This window comes from Microbacterium sp. NPDC091382, assembly GCF_044757025.1.
Taxonomy (GTDB): Bacteria; Actinomycetota; Actinomycetes; order Actinomycetales; family Microbacteriaceae; genus Microbacterium.
The window spans coordinates 1406850-1425354 of the sequence record NZ_JBIVUD010000001.1; the positions used below are offsets into that span (position 1 = coordinate 1406850).

At 68.6% G+C, this 18505-nt stretch carries 20 protein-coding genes and 1 tRNA gene; 9 read left to right on the top strand and 12 right to left on the bottom strand.

Annotated features, from left to right (window positions below):
• The first annotated feature begins 96 nt into the window (after window positions 1-96).
• Window positions 97-495, top strand: a complete 399-nt coding sequence (locus ACIQLK_RS06800) for a nuclear transport factor 2 family protein (protein ID WP_400363642.1) — start codon at window positions 97-99, stop codon at window positions 493-495.
• A gap of 139 nt (window positions 496-634) precedes the next feature.
• Here the strand turns inward: ACIQLK_RS06800 and ACIQLK_RS06805 are convergent, their stop codons facing one another.
• The 4 genes from ACIQLK_RS06805 to ACIQLK_RS06820 form a co-directional block, all read right to left on the bottom strand.
• The gene (locus tag ACIQLK_RS06805; protein WP_400363644.1) at window positions 635-994 is read right to left on the bottom strand and encodes a hypothetical protein; all 360 of its coding nucleotides are present in this window, start codon (window positions 992-994) and stop codon (window positions 635-637) included.
• A gap of 22 nt (window positions 995-1016) precedes the next feature.
• Window positions 1017-1089: transfer RNA gene (locus ACIQLK_RS06810), tRNA-Lys, on the bottom strand.
• Window positions 1090-1128: 39 nt separating this feature from the next.
• Window positions 1129-1305, bottom strand: a complete 177-nt coding sequence (locus ACIQLK_RS06815; RefSeq protein WP_400363645.1) for a hypothetical protein — start codon at window positions 1303-1305, stop codon at window positions 1129-1131.
• A gap of 119 nt (window positions 1306-1424) precedes the next feature.
• Entirely contained in the window at window positions 1425-2099 is a 675-nt protein-coding gene (locus ACIQLK_RS06820) for a fasciclin domain-containing protein (protein WP_400363646.1), read from the bottom strand.
• 215 nt (window positions 2100-2314) lie between these two features.
• Between ACIQLK_RS06820 and sigK the strand changes: the two genes are divergently transcribed.
• The 4 genes from sigK (at window position 2315) to ACIQLK_RS06840 (ending at window position 5593) form a co-directional block, all read left to right on the top strand.
• On the top strand, window positions 2315-2902 hold the full coding sequence (gene sigK / locus ACIQLK_RS06825; RefSeq protein WP_400363647.1) for an ECF RNA polymerase sigma factor SigK: 588 nt from the start codon (window positions 2315-2317) through the stop codon (window positions 2900-2902).
• Window positions 2899-3711 carry an anti-sigma factor domain-containing protein gene (locus tag ACIQLK_RS06830; protein ID WP_400363649.1) on the top strand — a complete coding sequence of 271 codons (813 nt, stop codon included), beginning with the start codon at window positions 2899-2901 and terminating at the stop codon, window positions 3709-3711. Before sigK ends, ACIQLK_RS06830 begins: the two co-directional genes overlap by 4 nt.
• A gap of 71 nt (window positions 3712-3782) precedes the next feature.
• Entirely contained in the window at window positions 3783-4421 is a 639-nt protein-coding gene (locus ACIQLK_RS06835; protein WP_400363651.1) for a DNA-directed RNA polymerase subunit beta, read from the top strand.
• A 287-nt stretch (window positions 4422-4708) separates the two neighbouring features.
• Window positions 4709-5593 carry an aminodeoxychorismate lyase gene (locus ACIQLK_RS06840; RefSeq protein ID WP_400363652.1) on the top strand — a complete coding sequence of 295 codons (885 nt, stop codon included), beginning with the start codon at window positions 4709-4711 and terminating at the stop codon, window positions 5591-5593.
• 281 nt (window positions 5594-5874) lie between these two features.
• Here ACIQLK_RS06840 and ACIQLK_RS06845 read toward each other — a convergent pair whose 3' ends face one another.
• The 8 genes from ACIQLK_RS06845 to ACIQLK_RS06880 form a co-directional block, all read right to left on the bottom strand.
• Entirely contained in the window at window positions 5875-6684 is an 810-nt protein-coding gene (locus tag ACIQLK_RS06845) for a type IV toxin-antitoxin system AbiEi family antitoxin domain-containing protein (RefSeq protein WP_400363654.1), read from the bottom strand.
• Window positions 6685-7086: 402 nt separating this feature from the next.
• Window positions 7087-7866: a phosphate ABC transporter ATP-binding protein PstB gene (gene pstB, locus ACIQLK_RS06850; protein WP_064003118.1), complete on the bottom strand. Its 780-nt coding sequence runs from the start codon at window positions 7864-7866 to the stop codon at window positions 7087-7089.
• 30 nt (window positions 7867-7896) lie between these two features.
• A complete protein-coding gene (pstA, locus tag ACIQLK_RS06855; protein ID WP_400363655.1) occupies window positions 7897-8988 on the bottom strand; it encodes a phosphate ABC transporter permease PstA in 1092 nt (363 codons plus the stop codon).
• Window positions 8988-9950 carry a phosphate ABC transporter permease subunit PstC gene (gene pstC / locus ACIQLK_RS06860; protein WP_400363657.1) on the bottom strand — a complete coding sequence of 321 codons (963 nt, stop codon included), beginning with the start codon at window positions 9948-9950 and terminating at the stop codon, window positions 8988-8990. The genes pstA and pstC overlap by 1 nt, the downstream gene beginning before the upstream one ends.
• An 82-nt stretch (window positions 9951-10032) precedes the next feature.
• Complete coding sequence (locus ACIQLK_RS06865) at window positions 10033-11151, bottom strand: phosphate ABC transporter substrate-binding protein PstS (RefSeq protein ID WP_400363659.1); 1119 nt, start codon at window positions 11149-11151, stop codon at window positions 10033-10035.
• Between the two features lie 135 nt (window positions 11152-11286).
• On the bottom strand, window positions 11287-12225 hold the full coding sequence (locus ACIQLK_RS06870) for an NUDIX domain-containing protein (protein WP_400363661.1): 939 nt from the start codon (window positions 12223-12225) through the stop codon (window positions 11287-11289).
• Window positions 12222-14390 carry an RNA degradosome polyphosphate kinase gene (locus ACIQLK_RS06875; RefSeq protein WP_400363663.1) on the bottom strand — a complete coding sequence of 723 codons (2169 nt, stop codon included), beginning with the start codon at window positions 14388-14390 and terminating at the stop codon, window positions 12222-12224. Before ACIQLK_RS06875 ends, ACIQLK_RS06870 begins: the two co-directional genes overlap by 4 nt.
• Before the next feature lie 67 nt (window positions 14391-14457).
• Window positions 14458-15144 (bottom strand): winged helix-turn-helix domain-containing protein, encoded by a 687-nt coding sequence (locus tag ACIQLK_RS06880; RefSeq protein WP_400363665.1) that lies wholly within the window; start codon window positions 15142-15144, stop codon window positions 14458-14460.
• A gap of 110 nt (window positions 15145-15254) precedes the next feature.
• On the opposite strand from ACIQLK_RS06880, the gene ACIQLK_RS06885 reads away from it, so the two are divergent.
• From ACIQLK_RS06885 to ACIQLK_RS06900, 4 genes are all read left to right on the top strand, one after another.
• Entirely contained in the window at window positions 15255-15548 is a 294-nt protein-coding gene (locus tag ACIQLK_RS06885; RefSeq protein WP_400363666.1) for a hypothetical protein, read from the top strand.
• A 171-nt stretch (window positions 15549-15719) separates the two neighbouring features.
• On the top strand, window positions 15720-16325 hold the full coding sequence (locus ACIQLK_RS06890; protein ID WP_400363667.1) for an FABP family protein: 606 nt from the start codon (window positions 15720-15722) through the stop codon (window positions 16323-16325).
• A complete protein-coding gene (locus tag ACIQLK_RS06895) occupies window positions 16322-17404 on the top strand; it encodes a YgfZ/GcvT domain-containing protein (protein ID WP_400363669.1) in 1083 nt (360 codons plus the stop codon). The genes ACIQLK_RS06890 and ACIQLK_RS06895 overlap by 4 nt, the downstream gene beginning before the upstream one ends.
• A 2-nt stretch (window positions 17405-17406) precedes the next feature.
• Complete coding sequence (locus tag ACIQLK_RS06900) at window positions 17407-18501, top strand: aromatic acid exporter family protein (protein ID WP_400363671.1); 1095 nt, start codon at window positions 17407-17409, stop codon at window positions 18499-18501.
• Window positions 18502-18505 lie beyond the last annotated feature (4 nt).

The following is an 18505-nucleotide window of genomic DNA, read 5'->3' on the forward strand; positions in this document are numbered from 1 at the left end:
TAGGGGCGCGGTGGACTGCGACGATGGGTGCGCCCCGGGGCGCAGAACTCGCGACGCGCCCTTGCGCTCGGCGGACGCGTCAGCGACCCTGAGGCCATGTGGGATCGCGAGGCAGCGGCGGTAGCAGCCAACGACTGGATCGGCCGATACGTCCGTGCGTGGGGGACCAACGACCCGGACGACATCCGGTCCCTGTTCACGCCAGACGCGGAGTACCGTGACGGCCCCTCGACCGAACCATGGATCGGCCATGACGCCATCCTCGCGGGGTGGCTCGGTCAGAAGGATGAGCCCGGCACGTGGTCGTTCGAGCACGAGCTCACGGCGGTCGACGGCGACATCGCGATCATCCGCGGCCGGACCAGTTACCCGAGCGCAACGACGAAGAGTCGGCTGTACGACAACCTCATGGTCATCCGTCTGGCGGACGACGGCCGCGCGAGGTCGTTCACCGATTGGTATGTGACGCGGGACGCGGCGGAGACAGTCGGCTGAAGCCGGTTGCGCCGGGTCAGCTCTCAGGTTCCCGCGGTATCGTCGACATCGATAGGCGGACTTCTCATTCGTCTCGCCCCGGCTGTGTGGTAACAGTCGGGGCTTTTTCATACTCAGGCGGACGCGGGATCGATTCTGCTCAGCCCTCGATCCCGGGTGGCACTTCGCCTGTCGCGCCGTCGATGACTGCACGGTCTTCGAGGGGCCGATCCGGCGGAACCTGGAGGGCGTCGAGGCACGAATCACCTGGCGAACGCTTCGTCGACGTTACGGTGATGGTCGCCGTCCGGTCGTCTTCCTCGACGGTCGCGACCGGATCACCGTGACACGTGCCGACCGTCACAGACTGGATGTCGCCGCCATTGGCCCATCCGACGATCGGCTGGATCCCGCGTTCCTCGGTCGGCTCGGCTGGCGCGCAGCCGGCGACGAGCCCGAGCACGATGACGAACGCGGGAGTCGTTGTGCCTCGACCACGTGCGTTCGATCGCAGCGCCATGTCGCACACTGTCCCGCAAAGGTGGGCCCCGTGGGGCTCGAACCCACGACCCGCGGATTAAAAGTCCGATGCTCTACCGACTGAGCTAGAGGCCCTCAGCGACCCAGCCTAATGGGCGAGGGCGGCGGCATCCGTCACTTCGTGCTCTTCTGCGAGCCGAAGATGACGCCGAGCATGATCCCGAACGAGAGTCCGAAGGCGGTGCCGAGGCCGATGTTGTCGAGGAAGAGCATCCCCACGAGCGCGCCGCCGAGCATGCCGAACGCGATCGACAGACCAAACGACATTCCGCGCATGTTGTTGTTCGCCATACCTTGACGCTACGCAGGGCGCCGGCTCCCGGCATCCCCCGGAAGGCGGAAACAAAAGGAGGCGGCGCCGCCGAAGCCCGCAGAGCTTCGACGACGCCGCCGGTCAGGAAGACCGTGAATTACATCGGGGGCATCAGCACCGTGTCGATGAGGTACACAGTCGCGTTCGCGGTCTCGACGCCGCCGCAGATGACCTTGGCGTCGTTGACCATGAGCTCGTCGCCCGAGCCGGTGACCTCGAGGTCCTGGCCCTCGACGGTCTTGTGGGTGCCGTCGATGTCGGCCGGAGCGATCTCGCCGGGAACCACGTGGTACGTGAGGATCTTGGTCAGCGTGGCCGAGTCGGTCTTCAGACCCTCGATGGTCTCGGCGGGGATCTTGGCGAACGCGTCGTCAACCGGAGCGAAAACGGTGAACTTGTCGCCGTTCAGCGTGTCGACGAGGTTGACGTCGGGGTTCAGCTGGCCGCTGACAGCAGCGGTGAGCGTCTTGAGGAGCGGGTTGTTCGACGCCGCGGTCGCAACCGGGTCCTTCGACATGCCCTCGACCGAGCCGGCGCCGTCCGGAACAGCCTTCGCGTAGTCCGCGCAGCCGGGGCCGACGAGGTTCGAGGCGGTGTCCATGCCACCGTCGGTGGCTTCGGGCGACTCCATGGGAGCCTGCGAGGACGGAGCCTCGCTCGAGCCGCTACCGCTACCGCTGTCCATCGAGTTCGACGAACATCCGGCGAGTGCGAAAGCGCCGGCCAGCGTCAGAGAGAGCGCTGCGGTCATCTTCTTCTTCGTGCTGAGCATGATTTCCTCCATGTGTTGGGACCGCCCTCTGCGGCGGCGATGTCAGGTCTTCGGAACCGCTAGGCAAACGGATTGCACATCTGTCGAGATTTTTTTGGACGCGCTTCCTCCGCGGGCTCACAAGGGTCACGAATCGCTTTCGATCCGCCCCGCTCACCAGGGATTCCCGCCCCGTCATCCGAGTTCGAGGGCGCCGGGATGGCATGCTGGGGGCAATGGTTATCGACGGTGTAGAAGTTCCTGACGACGGGGAGTCGGCGGATCACGCCGGTGACCTCCTCGTCCGCATCGCCGACGGCGATCAGGGAGCCTTCGCAGAGCTCTACGACATGCTGTCCTCGCGGGTGTTCGGTCTGATCCGACGGGTCCTTGTCGACCCCTCCCAAAGCGAGGAAGTACTACAAGAGGTCTTCTTGGAGATCTGGCAATCCGCTTCTGGGTTCGCTCCGAACAAGGGGCAAGGAAGAAGTTGGATCCTGACGATGGCTCATCGTCGGGCAGTGGACCGGGTTCGTGCATCGCAGTCCAGCGTGGACCGGGACGTACGCGTCGGAACCCGCGACGCGTACACACAACAAGAAGGCATCGCCGAGCAGGTCGAGTTGCGGATCGAAGGTCGTCGCGTCGTACGCGCGCTTCGCACGCTTCCCGACGCGCAACGCGAGGCAATCACCCTCGCGTATTTCGGGGGATACAGCCAAAGTGAGATCGCGGCCCTCCTCGGAGCGCCGCTCGGAACGATCAAGACACGGATGCGTGATGGATTGAACCGCCTACGACAGGAGATGGGGGTGACGCTGTGAACGAGAAAGACTTCGCCGAGCTCTCGGCCGGACACGCGATCGATGCGTTGTCCGCCGAAGACGAGCATGCGTATGAGCAGGCCCTCGCCGCTCACCCCGAATGGGAGGAGATCGTCGACGCCGATGCGCAGGTCGCCGGCTTCCTCGCCGAAGGCGCAGGAGAAGAGGCGCCGCCCGCCGACGTCCGCGATCGTCTCCTCGCGCAGATCGGCTCCCTCCCGCAGCGGATGCCGGTGGCCCCCGCATCCGCTCCCGTACCCACGCCTGCATCCGCTGTCGAGCCGGTAGCCGAGCGCGAGCCGGAGCCCGTCGTCGCCGGACCGCCCACCGAGGCGATCCAGGCAGTCCAGCGTCGCAACTGGACGCGCGGGCTCTTCGCCCTCGTCGCTTCGGCCGCTCTCCTCGTCGGCATCGGCTGGGGGGTCGGATCGATCATGGAACAGGTCCGCACACCGGCGCAGGTGCAGGCTCTCGAGCAGATCGAGTCCGCGCCCGATGCGCAAAGCGCCACGGGGCAGTTCACCGACGGCGGCGAGGCGGAGGTGCACTGGTCGCCCTCGCTCGGCAAGGTCGTCCTGACCACCGACGACGCGCCGAAGATCGCCGACGACCGCACGTTCGAGCTCTGGTTCGTCCGCGGCGACCAGCCGATCGCAGCAGGCACGTTCAACCCGTCCGATGAGGTCACCGCACTTCTCGACGGCGACTTCCAGCCGGGCGACGTCATCGCGATCACGGTCGAACAGGCCGGCGGCTCGCCCGACGGCAAGCCGACGACCGACCCGATCGTCGCGATTCCCACCGCCTGACGGCTTTCGCTCCGCACCCCGCTTCGGCGCCGGCCGGGCGGGGTGCGCTGCTCCCGGAGTAGCCTGGAACGATGTCCGACGCGTCCCGCGACTTCCACAAGCCGGTCCGCCGCTCACCCGATTCTTTCGATCGCCACTTCGCCGCCGACGATCCCGCCGAAGCCAGCCGGGTCGCTCACGCCACGGCATCCGCTCTGCTGTCGCGCGTGCGCGAGCAGCCGCACGACGAGGTCATCGACCGGCTCGTCACCTTCACCGACGCGCACGGGATCGCGACGATCGCGGAACTGTGGGCGCACTCGCCGGCACGATCCCTGCCGGGCGCGCTGTGGCGGCTGTACCTGCTGCAGCTGATGATCCACGACGACGCGGCGACCGCCGCGCTGCTCTACGAGCGCGGACGGACGCGGCTATCGTCGGCGGACGTCGTCATCGCCGGTGCGCCGGCTCCGGCGAGCCCCGACGAGCTCGTCTCGCTCATCGACCTGATCCTGCGCGGGGTGTTCGCGGGCGACTTCGCGCTCGCGCTCGAGCGGGCGGCATCCTTCTCTCGCGTGGTCGCCGCGGGGGCGACCGATCTCGCCGACGACTACGACGAGAGCGAGCCGGTGCGGGCGTCGACGTTCACGACGCGGGCGCTGCGCCTCGACACGTACGCGGGGGATCTCGTCGCGGCCGCAGCACTGTGGCGACGCGACGGCCTCACATAGGCATAAAAAGTGCCGGACCGCAGAACGCCTCTCGGCGCGTGGCCGCTCGCAGCGGCTGAAGATGGAGCCCGGGGTTACTGCGGCCCGGCTAGAAAAGTGTAACGGAGGGGCTCCCGAGGTATTCCGGTCCTGTGGAGATTCGGGGATGGTCGGGCGTGTCGGGGATGCGCGTGTGCCGATGCAATAAATCGACGCCGACACCCGGCATCCTGGGCCTAGTGGGCGGCGTGTCGCGTGCGGACTATTGCATCCGCTGACGGGGGATGCCGCCGCGTAGGCTTCGGAGCATGGCTTGGCGCTTCGCACTCATGATCGACCCTGCGGCATCCGACGATGCGCGCACCGACTTCGCCGACACGTTCAGCGAGATCGACCCGTCTGCTCCCGCGCTGACCGTGGGGGAGCTGAGCACGCAGCGCGGCGACGGGATCTTCGAGTCGATCGGCGTCGTGGATGGCCACGCGCAGGAAGTCGAGCCCCACCTCGCGCGGCTTGCGCATTCCGCAGAGATCTGCGAGCTGCCGGCGCCGAACCTCGAGCAGTGGCGCCAGGCGATCGTTCGCGCGCAGGCCGCGTCGGGGAAGGGCGAGGCGGTCATCAAGCTGATCCTGAGCCGGGGCGTGGAGCACGGGCCGACACCGACCGCGTGGGTGACGGTCGCGCCGGCGGCCGACTTCACGAAGCCGCGCACCGAAGGGATCGCCGTCGCCGTCCTCGACCGGGGCTACAGCATCGATCTGCCCGGCCGCGCGCCGTGGCTGCTGCTGGGCGCGAAGACGCTCTCGTACGCCGTGAACATGGCCGCGATCCGCGAGGCGAAGCGCCGCGGCGCCGACGACGCGGTGTTCGTGAGCTCCGACGGGTTCGTGCTCGAGGCGCCGACCGCGTCGCTCATCATCCGGCGCGGCGACACGTTCGTGACCCCGGCGCCGAACGGCGGCATCCTTCATGGGACCACGCAGCTCAGTCTGTTCGACCACCTCGCCGAGCGCGGCTTCGAGGCCGCATACGAGACCCTGCCGGTTTCGGCGCTCTCCGAGGCGGATGCCGCCTGGCTCGTCTCGAGCGTCCGTCTCGCCGCGCCGATCACGGCCGTCGACGGGCGATCCCTGCCCGTGGACGCTGAGCTCACGGCATCCTTCAACCAGTACCTGCTCAGCCCGCGCGACTGAGCCGTCGCCGGCGTTCGCGGATGCAATAGTTCTGCCACGCCATGCCGTCCATTGGGGTCGGGATGCCGCGTGTCGCCACCGAACCATTGCATCGGCGAACGCGCGAGGCGCCGCGCGGCGCTCGTGGTGAGACTGGTCAGCCCCGGACCGCGGTCGCGGCCCGGCATCCCACGCTCCGTCAGCGGGTGCAATAGTCCTGCCGCGACACCCCGCCCACCCGCCTCGGGATGCCGCGCGCCGCCGCCGAACTATTGCATTCGCACGCGCATGCCACCCAGCCCTCACATCCGCGCGAGCGCACCGAGGATCGCGCGCTCGACCATGTCCCAGTCATGCACGATGAGCGCGTAGTCGAAGCGCAGGGTGACGTACCCCCACATCGCCGCGTTGGCGTCGCGCACGAGGTCCTTGTGTCTCAGCGACGGACCGTCGTGGTTGTCGCGTCCGTCCACCTCGACGATCAGCCGGTCGCCGATCAGCGCATCGACCACGCCCACGCCGGCGATGCGCACCTGGGGCTGCACGCGAAGTCCGAGATCTCGCAGCCGCCACCGCAGCAGAGACTCGAGCCCGCTGTCGGCGTCGTCCCGGCTGAGGGCGAGAGCGTCACGTCCGTCCGCGTTCACGTTCCGGCTCAGCCAGCGCATGTCGTCGCCGTCGAGCAGGTCCTGCCGCCGTGCGGATTCCAGTGCGACGAAGAACGCCTCACCGCCGAGGCAGGTCAGGATCTGCCGCAGAATCCGCGCCAGCGTCGGCTCCCGCCGATCCTCCCCGGGACCGGCGGCATCCCAGTGCTCCGTGCACTCGCAGGGATGGTCGTACGTGCGTTGGCCAGGACGCATCCATACATGCGGCATCCGATCACCCTCCAGCACCCAGAGCCCGCGGTGCCGCGCCGCCGTCACGCACGCCAGCGCCCCGCCGTGCTTCGCGGCGAGCCGCGCCTCCGTGCACGCCTCGGGCCACGCGTACACCCCGATGCGCACCCGCGCGAGCTCTCCGGACCGCAGTGCTCGCTGCACCCGCCGTTGCGACCACCCGGCATCCAGCAGCTGTCGCAGACGGACGATCGGATGCCGGAGCTCGCACATACCCGCGAGCCTCGCCCTCTCACGACCCGCCCGCCACGCACCCGGCGGTGGTGGGGGACAACCGGCATCCCACCCCCGCGGGGGAGAAGTCGACGGATGCAAGAGATCCGCCGCGACACCCCGCTGTTCAGACTCGGGATGCTGCGTGTCGCCCGCCATCTCTTGCATCCGCACACGCCCCATGCACCCCACCTGGCGAGCGGCTCACCCGGTTACAGCGTCAGCGGTTGCATTAGATCCGCCGCGACACCCCGTAGTTCAGGCCCGGGATGCCGCGTGTCGCCGGCGATCTCTTGCATCCACACACGCACGCCACACACACACGCCCACACGCACCACGCCCCAAAACCAGAACGAGGGACACCGCGCTCCCGCACAGCATCCCTCGTCCCTACCGCAGGCTCACCCGAAGCGGCCCGAGACGTAGTCCTCGGTGGCCTGCACGGACGGCTTGGTGAAGATGGTGCCGGTCTCGTCGTACTCGATGAGCTTGCCGGGCTTGCCGGTGCCGGCGATGTTGAAGAACGCGGTCTTGTCCGAGACGCGCGAGGCCTGTTGCATGTTGTGCGTGACGATCACGATCGTGTACTCGCTCTTGAGCTCCTGGATGAGCTCCTCGATCGCGAAGGTCGAGATCGGGTCGAGAGCCGAGCAGGGCTCGTCCATGAGGAGCACGTCGGGCGAGACGGCGATCGCGCGCGCGATGCAGAGGCGCTGCTGCTGACCGCCCGAGAGGCCGGAGCCGGGCTTCTCGAGCCGGTCCTTGACCTCGTTCCAGAGGTTCGCGCCGCGCAGCGACTTCTCGACGAGGGCGTCGGCGTCGGACTTCGAGATGCGCGAGTTGTTCAGCTTCACCCCGGCGAGCACGTTGTCGCGGATCGACATGGTGGGGAACGGGTTCGGCCGCTGGAAGACCATGCCGATCTGACGGCGTACGAGCACGGGGTCGACGCCGGGGCCGTACAGGTCCTCGCCGTCGAGCAGCACCTCGCCCTCGACGCGCGCGCCGGGGATGACCTCGTGCATGCGGTTAAGCGTGCGCAGGAACGTGGACTTGCCGCATCCGGACGGCCCGATGAAGGCGGTGACGCTGCGGGGCTCGATGTCGAGGGAGACGCCCTCTACGGCGAGGAAGTCGCTGTAATAGACGTTGAGGTCGTTGACTTCGATGCTCTTGGACACTTCGGGGTGCTTTCTGTCGGATGCCGCGGGTCAGCGGCCGAACTTGGGGGCGAACTTCTTCGCGACGAAGCGTGCGATGAGGTTCAGCGCCATGACGATGATGATGAGGGTGAGCGCCCCGGCCCAGGCCCGCTCGAGTGCGGCGGGGATGTTCGTGCCCGGGTTCTGGAACTGGTCGTAGACGAACACCGGCAGTGTCATCATGGGGCCGTCGAACGCGTTCATGTTGAGCGACTGCGTGAACCCGGCCGTCAGCAGCAGGGGTGCGGTCTCACCGATGACGCGCGAGATCGACAGCATGATGCCCGTCGTGATGCCGGCGATCGAGGTGGGGAGGACGACCTTGACGATCGTCAGCCACTTCGGCACACCCAGGGCGTAGCTCGCCTCGCGCAGCTCGTTCGGAACCAGCCGCAGCATCTCCTCACTCGAGCGCACGACGACCGGGATCATCAGCACCGACAGGGCGAGCGAGCCCATGAAGCCGGTGTTGAGACCCGGGCCGAACAGCAGCGCGCAGACGGCGACGATGAACAGGCCCGCGACGATCGACGGGATGCCGGTCATCACGTCCACGAAGAAGGTGATGAGCTTCGCCACGCGGCCGCGGCCGTATTCGACGAGGTAGATCGAGGTCATGAGACCGATCGGCACCGAGATGACGGTCGCCCAGCCGGTGACGATGAGGGTTCCCCAGATGGCGTGGATGGCGCCGCCGCCCTCGCCCACGATGTTGCGCATCGAGTAGGAGAAGAACATCGGGTCGAATCGCGCGATGCCGTTGACGACGACCGTGAACAGCAGCGAGATGAGCGGCAGCAGCGCGATCGTGAAGGCGATCGACACCAGCACGGTCGCGAGGCGGTCCGCTGCCCGCCGTCGCGTCTCGACGACGCTCGACAGGACCACGAGGACGATTGCGAACAGCACGACGCCCACGAAGGTGGCACCGGCGACGTTGAAGTCGGCGACGTCGCTGCCGCTGTTCATGATGGCGAACAGGATGCCGGACAGCACGAGCGCGCCGACGAGCAGCACCCACGGCATCCACTTGGGCAGCTGTCCCGCGGTGAGCGAGTTGCCCACGGGCGTGCGGGTTTCGGAGCGGGTAAGGGTGGTCATCAGTTCGCTCCAGAGAACTCGGCACGGCGGTTGACGACCCACCGGGCGATCGCGTTGACGGCGAAGGTCACGATGAAGAGGATGAGGCCCGTCGCGATGAGGACGTTGACGCCGTCGCCGTAGGCCTCACCGAAGTTCAGGGCGATGTTCGCGGGGATGGGCGTCGGGTTGTTCGAGTTGAGCACCTGGAAGGTCACCGCACCCGTCGCCGAGAGGACCATCGTGACGGCCATCGTCTCTCCGAGGGCGCGGCCCAGGCCGAGCATCGCACCCGAGACCATGCCGCCGCGGGCGAAGGGGAAGACGGCCATCCGGATCATCTCCCAGCGCGTCGCGCCAAGGGCCAGGGCCGCTTCTTCGTGGAGGACGGGCGTCTGCAGGAAGACCTCGCGCGTGATCGCGGTCATGATCGGCAGGATCATCACGGCGAGGACGAGGGATGCCGTGAGGATCGTCCGTCCGGTGGGGGAGACAGCGCCGGCGAAGAAGGGGATCCAGCCGAAGTTCTCGTTCAGCCAGACGTAGAAGGGCTGCAGGAGCTGCGAGAACACGAGAGCGCCCCAGAGGCCATAGACCACGGAGGGGATCGCGGCGAGGAGGTCGATGACGTAGCCGAGCACTGCGGCGAGCTTGCGGGGTGCGTAGTGCGAGATGAAGAGGGCGATCCCGATCGCCAGCGGGGTCGCGACGACGAGCGCGATCACCGAGGCCCACAGGGTGCCGAAGACGAAGGGCCAGACGTACTGCCAGAACGGCTCACCGTTCAGGAACTGCGTCTCGTCGGGGTCCGCTGTGAATGCCGGGATGCTCTCGACGATGAGGAAGAGCGTGACGGCGGCAAGGACGATGAGGATGATGATGCCCGCGCCCAGCGCGGTGCTGGAGAAGACGAGATCTCCGCGTCGACGCATCGGTCGCCGGGCGGTGTCCTGGTCGGCGACCAGGTCGGTGGTGGGGGGCATCGCAGTCCTCGGGTCGGAAGCGGGGCGGACGTGAGTGCTGCTGGTGGCTCCCGACGAACGGGAGCCACCAGCAGCGAGGGTCTTACTTCTTGGCGCTGATCATGTCGATCGCGGTCTGAGCCTTCTCGGCAACCTCGGTCGACAGCGGAGCGGAGCCGGCAGCCTCGTTGGCGACCTTCTGGCCCTCTTCGCTGACGATGTAGGAGAAGTACGCCTTGACGATGTCGGCCGTCTCGGGCTTCTCGTACTGGGCGCAGCCGATGAGGTAGCTCACGAGAGCGATCGGGTACGAACCGGCGGGTGCCTTGGCGGGGTCGACGTCGAAGACGAGGTCGCCATCGGCGCGCCCCTCTTCGAGCGGCGACGACGCGACGAGCTCGGCGGCGGCCTCGGAGGAGAACGGCACGAAGTCGTCGCCGACCTTGATGGCGGCGGAACCCAGCTCGCCGACGCGCGAGGCGTCGATGTAGCCGATGGTGCCCTTTCCGCCGTTGACGGTGGCCTCGACGCCGGAGGTCTGCTGTGCAGCCTCGGAGCGCTTCGTCTTGACGGGCCAGGCGTCGTCGTCCTCGTAGGGCCACGCGTCCGGAGCAACCGCCGCGAGGTAGGCGGTGAAGGTGCCGGTGGTGCCCGACTCGTCACCGCGGAAGACGGGCGTGATGGCCAGGTCCGGAAGCTCGACGCCCTCGTTGAGGTCGGCGATCGCCGGATCGTTCCACTTCTCGATCTTCTCGTTGAAGATGTTGCCGATGACCTCGGGGGTGAGGTTCAGCTCCTTGATGCCGTCGAGGTTGAAGACGACGGCGACGGGCGAGATGTAGGCGGGGACCTCGATGATGTCGGAGGTCGCGCAGGCGCCGAAGGTGCCTGCGGCGATCTCGTCCGTCTTGTACGCGCGGTCGGAACCGATGAAGTTGCTGGAGCCGGCGATGAAGTTGTCGCGGCCGGTGCCCGAGCCGGTGGGCTGGTAGTTGATCGTGACGTCCGGGTTCGCCTTCTGGAACGCTGCGGTCCACGCCTGCTGGGCGGCGCCCTGCGACGAGGCGCCGGTCGCCTTGACGGTGCCTGACAGCGACGAACCGCCATCGGAGGGCTGGCCACTGCTGCCAGCGGGGGTGCCCTCGTTGGCGGCGCAGGCCGACAGGGAGAGGACGGCGACGGCTGCGACAGCGCCCACGCGGGCGATGCGGTTGAGCTTCACGTGTGAATTCCTTCGGGTGATCGGGACACCCCGGTGCGGGGCTGGCTCGACGCTAAGAGCTGCCGGTGACCAGGTTCCGCTCCGGAGGTGAACGACAGGTGAACGAACCCGGTCCGATCGGATTCGCCCGTCGGATCACACCTTCGGCGAGTGCGTCTCGATCACCACGATCCCCGATCCGGGGTTCGTGGCCGAGAGGTGGACGACCGAGAAGGCGCCCGGTTCCAGTGCCGAGGCGTCGCCGAGGTACGAGCCCTTCACCGTGCCCGTGGCCAGCGCGATCTCGTGCATGACGTCGGGGAGCACGGGCCGGTGTGAGCAGATCACGGCGGGCTTCCCTGCCCGCACGCGCTTGCCGACGAGCGTCCGCGCGTCCGCGGTGCCGGCATCCCAGGCATCCTGCGAGACGGCGGAGGTGCGACGGATGTCGCGGCGCAGCGCCTTCGCGAGGGGTGCGACCGTGTCCACACACCGGACGGCATCGCTCGAGTAGATCCGGCGGACGCCGAAGGCCCGGATCGGTCCGACGATCGCCTTCGCCTGCTTCTTGCCGCGAGGGGTCAGGGTGCGGGCGGCATCCTCTCCTGACCACTCCTCACGCGGCGTCGCCTTCGCGTGACGCAGCACGACGAGGGGGAACGTCTCGAGCACGCCGTCGTCCACGAGGCGCAGGAAGTTCTCGAGGATCTCGACGTCGACCGGGTAGCTGAGCTTGCCCAGCGCCTTGCGCGCCGGCATCCACTCCAGCGCCGCGATCTCACGGTTCGGGACGAACGCGGACTCGCGGATGGCCTTCTCGGTCGCCTGCGCGCTCCAGTAGTGCACGATCTTCGTTCGCTTGCTCGGCAGGCGGTAGTTCGAGATCCCGACGGGAACACCGAGGTGGACCCGGATGCCGGTCTCCTCGTGGATCTCGCGCACGGCCGTCTCGGCGAGCGTCTCGCCGGGATCGACCTTGCCCTTGGGCAGCGTGACGTCGCGGTACTTGGTGCGATGGATGGCGAGCACGAGCAGCTTGCCGTCGAGCATCCGCCACACCACGCCGCCGGCGGCGTAGACCGCGGTTTCCGTCATCGCACCGCCCGCTGGCGCCGCCGCCGCAGGACGTCCGACATCGTCTTCTCCTGCAGGTCGACGAGCGGCGTGCCGTCCGCGGCCAGGTGGTGACGCGTCCACTCGCCCTCGGCGCCGAGGTGCCACGAGCTCGTGTCGTCGTCCATCGCGAGGTCGAACAGTGAGAGCAGCTCAGCGACGTGCGCAGGCTCCGTGACGCGGACGAGGGCTTCGACGCGGCGATCGAGGTTGCGGTGCATCATGTCGGCGCTGCCGATGTAGACCTGCGGCTCGCCGCCGTGGGCGAACGCGAAGATGCGCGAGTGCTCGAGGTAGCGGCCGAGGATCGAGCGGACCGTGATGTTGTCGCTCACCCCGGGCAGGTCGGAGCGCAGCGAACAGATGCCGCGCACCCACACATCGACCTTCACACCGGCCTGGCTCGCGCGGTACAGCGCGTCGATGATCTGCTCGTCGACCATCGAGTTGACCTTGATGCGAACGTAGGCGGGCTTGCCGTCGAGGGCATTGCGGCGCTCTGCGTCGATCAGGCGGAGCAGGCCCTTGCGCAGGTGCAGGGGAGCGACGAGAAGGCGCTTGAACTTCTTCTCGATGGCATATCCGCTGAGTTCGTTGAACAGGCGGGTGAGATCGCGACCCACCTGCTCGTTCGACGTGAACAGGCCGTAGTCCTCGTAGATGCGGCTCGTCTTCGGGTTGTAGTTGCCCGTTCCGATGTGGCTGTAGCTGCGCAGCGCGCCGTCCTCTTCGCGGATGACGTGCAGCAGCTTGCAGTGGGTCTTCAGACCCACGAGACCATACACGACGTGCACACCGGCCTTCTCGAGCGTGCGCGCCCAGCCGATGTTCGCGGCCTCGTCGAAGCGCGCCTTGACCTCGACCAGGGCGAGCACCTGCTTGCCGTTCTCGGCCGCATTGATGAGGGCTTCGACGATCGGGCTGTCGCCGGAGGTCCGGTACAGGGTCTGCTTGATCGCGAGCACGTGCGGATCGCGGGCGGCCTGCTGCAGGAAGGACACGACGCTGGTCGTGAACGACTCGTACGGGTGGTGGACGAGGATGTCCTCCTTGCGGATCGCCGCGAACAGGTCCGCGCGACCGTTCTGCTCCGCCGGCTGGAAGGGCGTCGCCGTCTTCGGGACGTGGGCCGGGTAGCGCAGGTCGGGGCGCTCGATCTGCGACAACGAGAACAGGCCGCGCAGGTCGAGCGGAGCGGGCAGACGGTAGACGTCGTTCTCGGTGATGTCGAGTTCGTCGAGCAGGAGCGACAGCGTGACGTCGTCCATGTCCTCGGTGATCTCGAGGCGGATCGGCGGTCCGAATCGGCGCCGCAGCAATTCCGCTTCGAGAGCCTGGATGAGGTTCTCGGTCTCGTCCTCCTCGATGACGACGTCCTCGTTCCGGGTGAGGCGGAACGTGTGGTGCTCGAGGATCTCCATGCCGGGGAAGAGGTCGCCGAGGTTCTCGGAGATCAGCTCCTCCAGCGGGAGGTAGCGGACGGTGTTCCCGTCCTTCCGGACCTCGACGAGGCGCGGCATCATCGGGGGGACCTTCAGACGAGCGAACTCCTGGCGTCCGGTCCGCGCGTTCCGGATGCGGATCGCGAGGTTGAGCGAGAGTCCCGAGATGTACGGGAACGGGTGCGCCGGGTCGACCGCGAGCGGCATGAGCACCGGGAACACCTGCGAGGAGAAGTAGTCGTAGAGGATGCCGCGTTCCTCGTCCGACAGGTCGGCCCACGACACCACCTCGATGCCGGACTCGGCCAGCGCGGGCCGCACCTGCTCGGACCAGACCGCCGCGTGGCGCTCCTGCAGGGCGTGCGCCGCCGTCGCGAGGTCGGTGAGGACGTCGAGGGGAGCGCGGCCGACGTTGGTGGGGACGGCGAGTCCCGTGAGGATGCGGCGCTTCAGGCCCGCGACGCGCACCATGAAGAACTCGTCGAGGTTGCTGGCGAAGATCGCCAGGAAGTTCGCGCGCTCGAGCGTGGGCAGGTTCGGATCCTCCGCCAGCTCCAGCACGCGCTGGTTGAAGGCGAGCCAGCTGAGCTCGCGGTCGAGGTAGCGGTTGTCGGGCAGCTGCGAGTCGTACGCCTCGACGACGTCGTCGAAGTCGTCGTCGTCCGCGTCGCCCAGTCCGGAGTCGTGAACCTGGGTGTCGATCATCCCCACATCATTGCAGGGGGACGTGTCGCGTGCGTGAACGCGACGGACGGATGCCGCTGTGTCGGCCTCAGGCGGGCGCGCCCGGCAGCTGATCGTCCTCGTAGACGTTGAAGCGGTAGCCCACGTTGCGAACGGTCCCGATGAGCTGCTCGAGATCTCCGAGCTTTGCGCGAAGGCGTCGCACGTGGACGTCCACCGTGCGTGTGCCGCCGAAGTAGTCGTAGCCCCACACCTCGCTGAGCAGCTGCTCGCGGGTGAAGACGCGCGACGGGTGCGTCGCGAAGAAGTGCAGGAGCTGGAACTCCTTGTAGGTCAGGTCCAGCGGTCGGCCGTGCACCTTCGCCGAGTACGAGGACTCGTCGATGCTGATGCCCGAGGTCTGGATGCGCGTCGACACCTGCTCCTTGGAGACGCGCCCGACGGCGAGACGGATGCGGGCGTCGACCTCGGCGGGACCCGCCGTGACGAGGATGACGTCGTCGATGCCCCAGTCCGGCGAGACGGCCGTGAGACCGCCCTCGGTGACCACGAGGACGAGCGGGGAGTCGAGCCCGGTCGTGGTGAGGATCTTGCAGAGGGACTTCGCCCCCACGAGATCCTTGCGCGCGTCGACGAAGACGACGTCCGCGTTCGGGGCGTTGACCAGCTGCGCGGCCTCGGCGGGGATCTGCCGGACGCGGTGGCTCAGGAGTTCGAGGGCGGGCAGGACGGCATCGCCGCCGGGGGCGGAGCTCAGGACGAGCAGCTGTGCCAAGGAGGACCCTCCGGTGCAGACTCGGAAACGCGTTTCATCTTAGGGGTACCCCCGCCGCGCCCCGTGTCGCCGCCGGTGCACCCGCCTGCTGCGTACGCAACAATGGGACCATGACCGCGCCCGAGCTCCTGCCCCGTCGTCGGATCGCCGGTGTCGTCGCGGTCTGGGTCGTCGCGGCTGTCGTCGCGCTCGCCGTCGGCGTCTTCGTCGACCCGGACTGGCGCGGCGCGTGGCTGCTCGTCGGCTTCGGTGTGTGCTTCTTCATCGCCTTCGCCATCCAGCTGGCGTCGGGCCGCTCGCAGGGATTCATCATCCGCATCTCGGCCAGCGTCCTCGGAGCCCTCGTCGTCATGGGTCTGCTCGGTGCGGGCTTCGGGCTCGCCGAGCTCCTCGCCGCCGCCTGACCCGGCGGCATCCCTCAACCGCACCGTCGTCGGCGGCCGCTAAAGTGGACGGCATGGATCTCGTCGCACTCGAACTCTTCTTCGTCGGGCTGCTCGGCCTCGCATCGCTCGCGATCGCGTTCGTGTCCGGCGTCGTGGTGTGGAACCTCTACCGCGGTCAGCGCTGACATCGTGATCGATCTGCCGACCGACCTCCCGGCTGATCTGGTCCCGCTCTCCTGGCTGCTCGGCGTCTGGGAGGGCACCGGCGTCCTCGAATATGACGCGCAGGGTCGGACCATGTCCGGCGAGTTCTCGCACCGGGTGAGCTTCAGCCACGACGGCGGGAACGCACTCAACTACGCGGCGACCGCCTGGTTCGAGGATGCCGACGGCACCCGCCGAGACCTCGTCGCCGAGACCGGCTACTGGCGTCTCTCGCGACCGGCGACGGAGCAGGATGCCGGGCCCGCCCTCCTGCCCGCCCTCGCCCCGCGCGACGAGGCCCGGACCGCGGACGATGTCGAAGCCCTCCGTGCCGACAGCGGCGGATTCGAGATCGAAGTGGCGCTCGTCCACTCGGACGGCATCAGCGAGCTCTACCTCGGACAGGTCCGCGGCCCCCGGATCGACATCGCGACTGACGCGATCGTGCGCCCGGCCGGCGCGAAGGACTACTCGTCCGCGACGCGGATGTACGGCCTCGTCGAGGGCGACCTGCTCTGGGCGTGGGACATCGCCGCCCTCGGCACCGCACTGTCGTCGCACGCTTCCGCCCGCCTGGCGAGGGTCCAGTGACCGCCGACGTCTTCGCCGGCGTTCCCGGCGCCGTCGTTGACGAGCGGGGACTGGCGCACCTCGGCAACCCGGTCCGGGAGCAGCGTGATCTCGCCGCAGGGTCGGCGCTTGCGCCGCTGTCCGACCGCGCGGTGCTGACCGTCGCGGGCGAGGACCGGCTGTCGTGGCTGGACTCCATCACATCGCAGGCGCTCACCTCACTCGCACCGGGCGTCGGCACCGAGCTGCTGGTGCTCGATCCGCAGGGACACGTGGAGCACGCGGCATCCGTCGTCGATGACGGGGAGCGCACCTGGCTCATCGTCGATCTCGATCGCGCCGGCGGCCTGCTCACCTGGCTCACGCGCATGCGGTTCCGCCTGCGGGTCGACCCGCAGGACGTCTCCGACGCCTTCGCCGTCGTCGCCGGAACGAACTCGGCCGTCGATGCGCTCGGCGCCGAGGTGATCTGGCGTGACCCGTGGCCGAACGTCGGCATTGGCGGCTGGGGGTACGCCGCCGTCGACCCGCACCCGGGAACGGATCGCGACTGGGCCGAGGCCGTCGTGCCGCGCACCGCTCTCGACGACCTGGCCGCCGCCGCGAGCCGTGGCGACGCGCATCTCGCCGGATACCTCGCCGCCGACGCCCTCCGCGTCGCCGCCTGGCGTCCGCGCGCGTCGTCCGAGGCCGACGGTCGCACGCTGCCGCATGAAGTCGACTGGCTCCGCACCGCCGTCCACCTCGACAAGGGGTGCTACCGCGGGCAGGAGACGGTCGCGAAGGTCCACAACCTCGGTCATCCGCCGCGGCGGCTCGTGTCGCTGCAGCTGGACGGATCGGATGCCGAACTCCCGGCATCCGGCGCCGCGGTCCGGGTCGACGGGGCCGAGGTCGGCGCCGTCACCTCCGTCGCCCGACACCACGAGGAGGGCCCCATCGCCCTCGCCATCGTGAAGCGCTCCGTCCCCGTCGACGCCGCGCTGACGGTCGACGTCGACGGCGGCGAGATCGCCGCGGCCCAAGAAGTCATCGTGCCGCCGGATGCGGGACGCGCGGCATCCGTCCCGCGCCTTCCGCGGCTGTCCCAGCGCCGCTGACGATGACGGGGGAACCGACGGCCACGGCTCTGGTGCCCACCGCCCGCCGGTACCCGCGGGAGGGCTGGGCCCGGCTGAAGGGCTCGGCCGTCGCCATCGTTCAGCTCGTCGTCGCGGCCAGCACCGCGTTCTCGATCGCGCACTACGGGCTGGGGCACCCCGCCCCGCTGATCGCGGCCACCGTGACGATCTCGAGTCTCGGACTCGTCCGCGACGCGCGGCCGTGGCGCGTCCTCGAGACCGTCATCGGCATGACGCTGGGCGTCTTCGTCGCCGAGCTCGTCGTGTTCCTCGCCGGCAACGGCTGGTGGCAGCTCGCTCTCACCCTCGGAGTGAGTCTCTCCATCGCCCGCTTCGTGTCGCCGCAGGCCGGCTTCGCCATCGCCGCCGCGATCCAGTCGATCATCGTCGTCGTCGTGCCGGCTCAGGTGCCCTTCCTCCGCCTGCTCGACGCGCTGATCGGCGGTGCGATGGCGCTGCTCGTGACCGCCCTCATCCCGCGCAGTCCGGTGCGGACCGTGCTGACGGATGCCGGGCGCCTGTTCGCCGCCTTCCAGGGAGCCGCCGGCACCGTCGCGCAAGGGCTGCGTCGTGGCAGCCGGGTGCGTACCGAGCGCGGCCTCGAGAAGGCCCGTGAGCTGCAGGGCCTCGTCGACGATTGGAAGACGTCCGTCGAATCCGGCGCGGCGATCGCCCGGATCTCGCCGTTCCTGCGCCGCCAGCGATTCGAGCTGGAACGCTACGAGCGGATGCGGGCGAGCATGGACCTCGCGGTGCGGAACCTCCGCGTCGTCGCCCGTCGCGCCGCCTACCTCGTCGACGACGGACGGGAGCGCGACGTCGCCGCCGATCTGCTCGTCGAGCTGATCCGTGGGGCGGATCTCGTCCAGGCATCCCTCACCGACATCACTTACGAACCCGCGGCGCGCGAAGTGCTCACCGCGGTCGCCGCGCGGCTCGATCCGATCGCCCTCGTCCCCGACGGCTCGCTCGGCGACCAGACGCTCATCACAGCGCTCCGACCGCTCGCCACCGATCTGCTGTGCGCGACCGGCCTCAGCGCCGAGGATGCGCGGGCACGGTTGCCTCGGGTCTGACCCG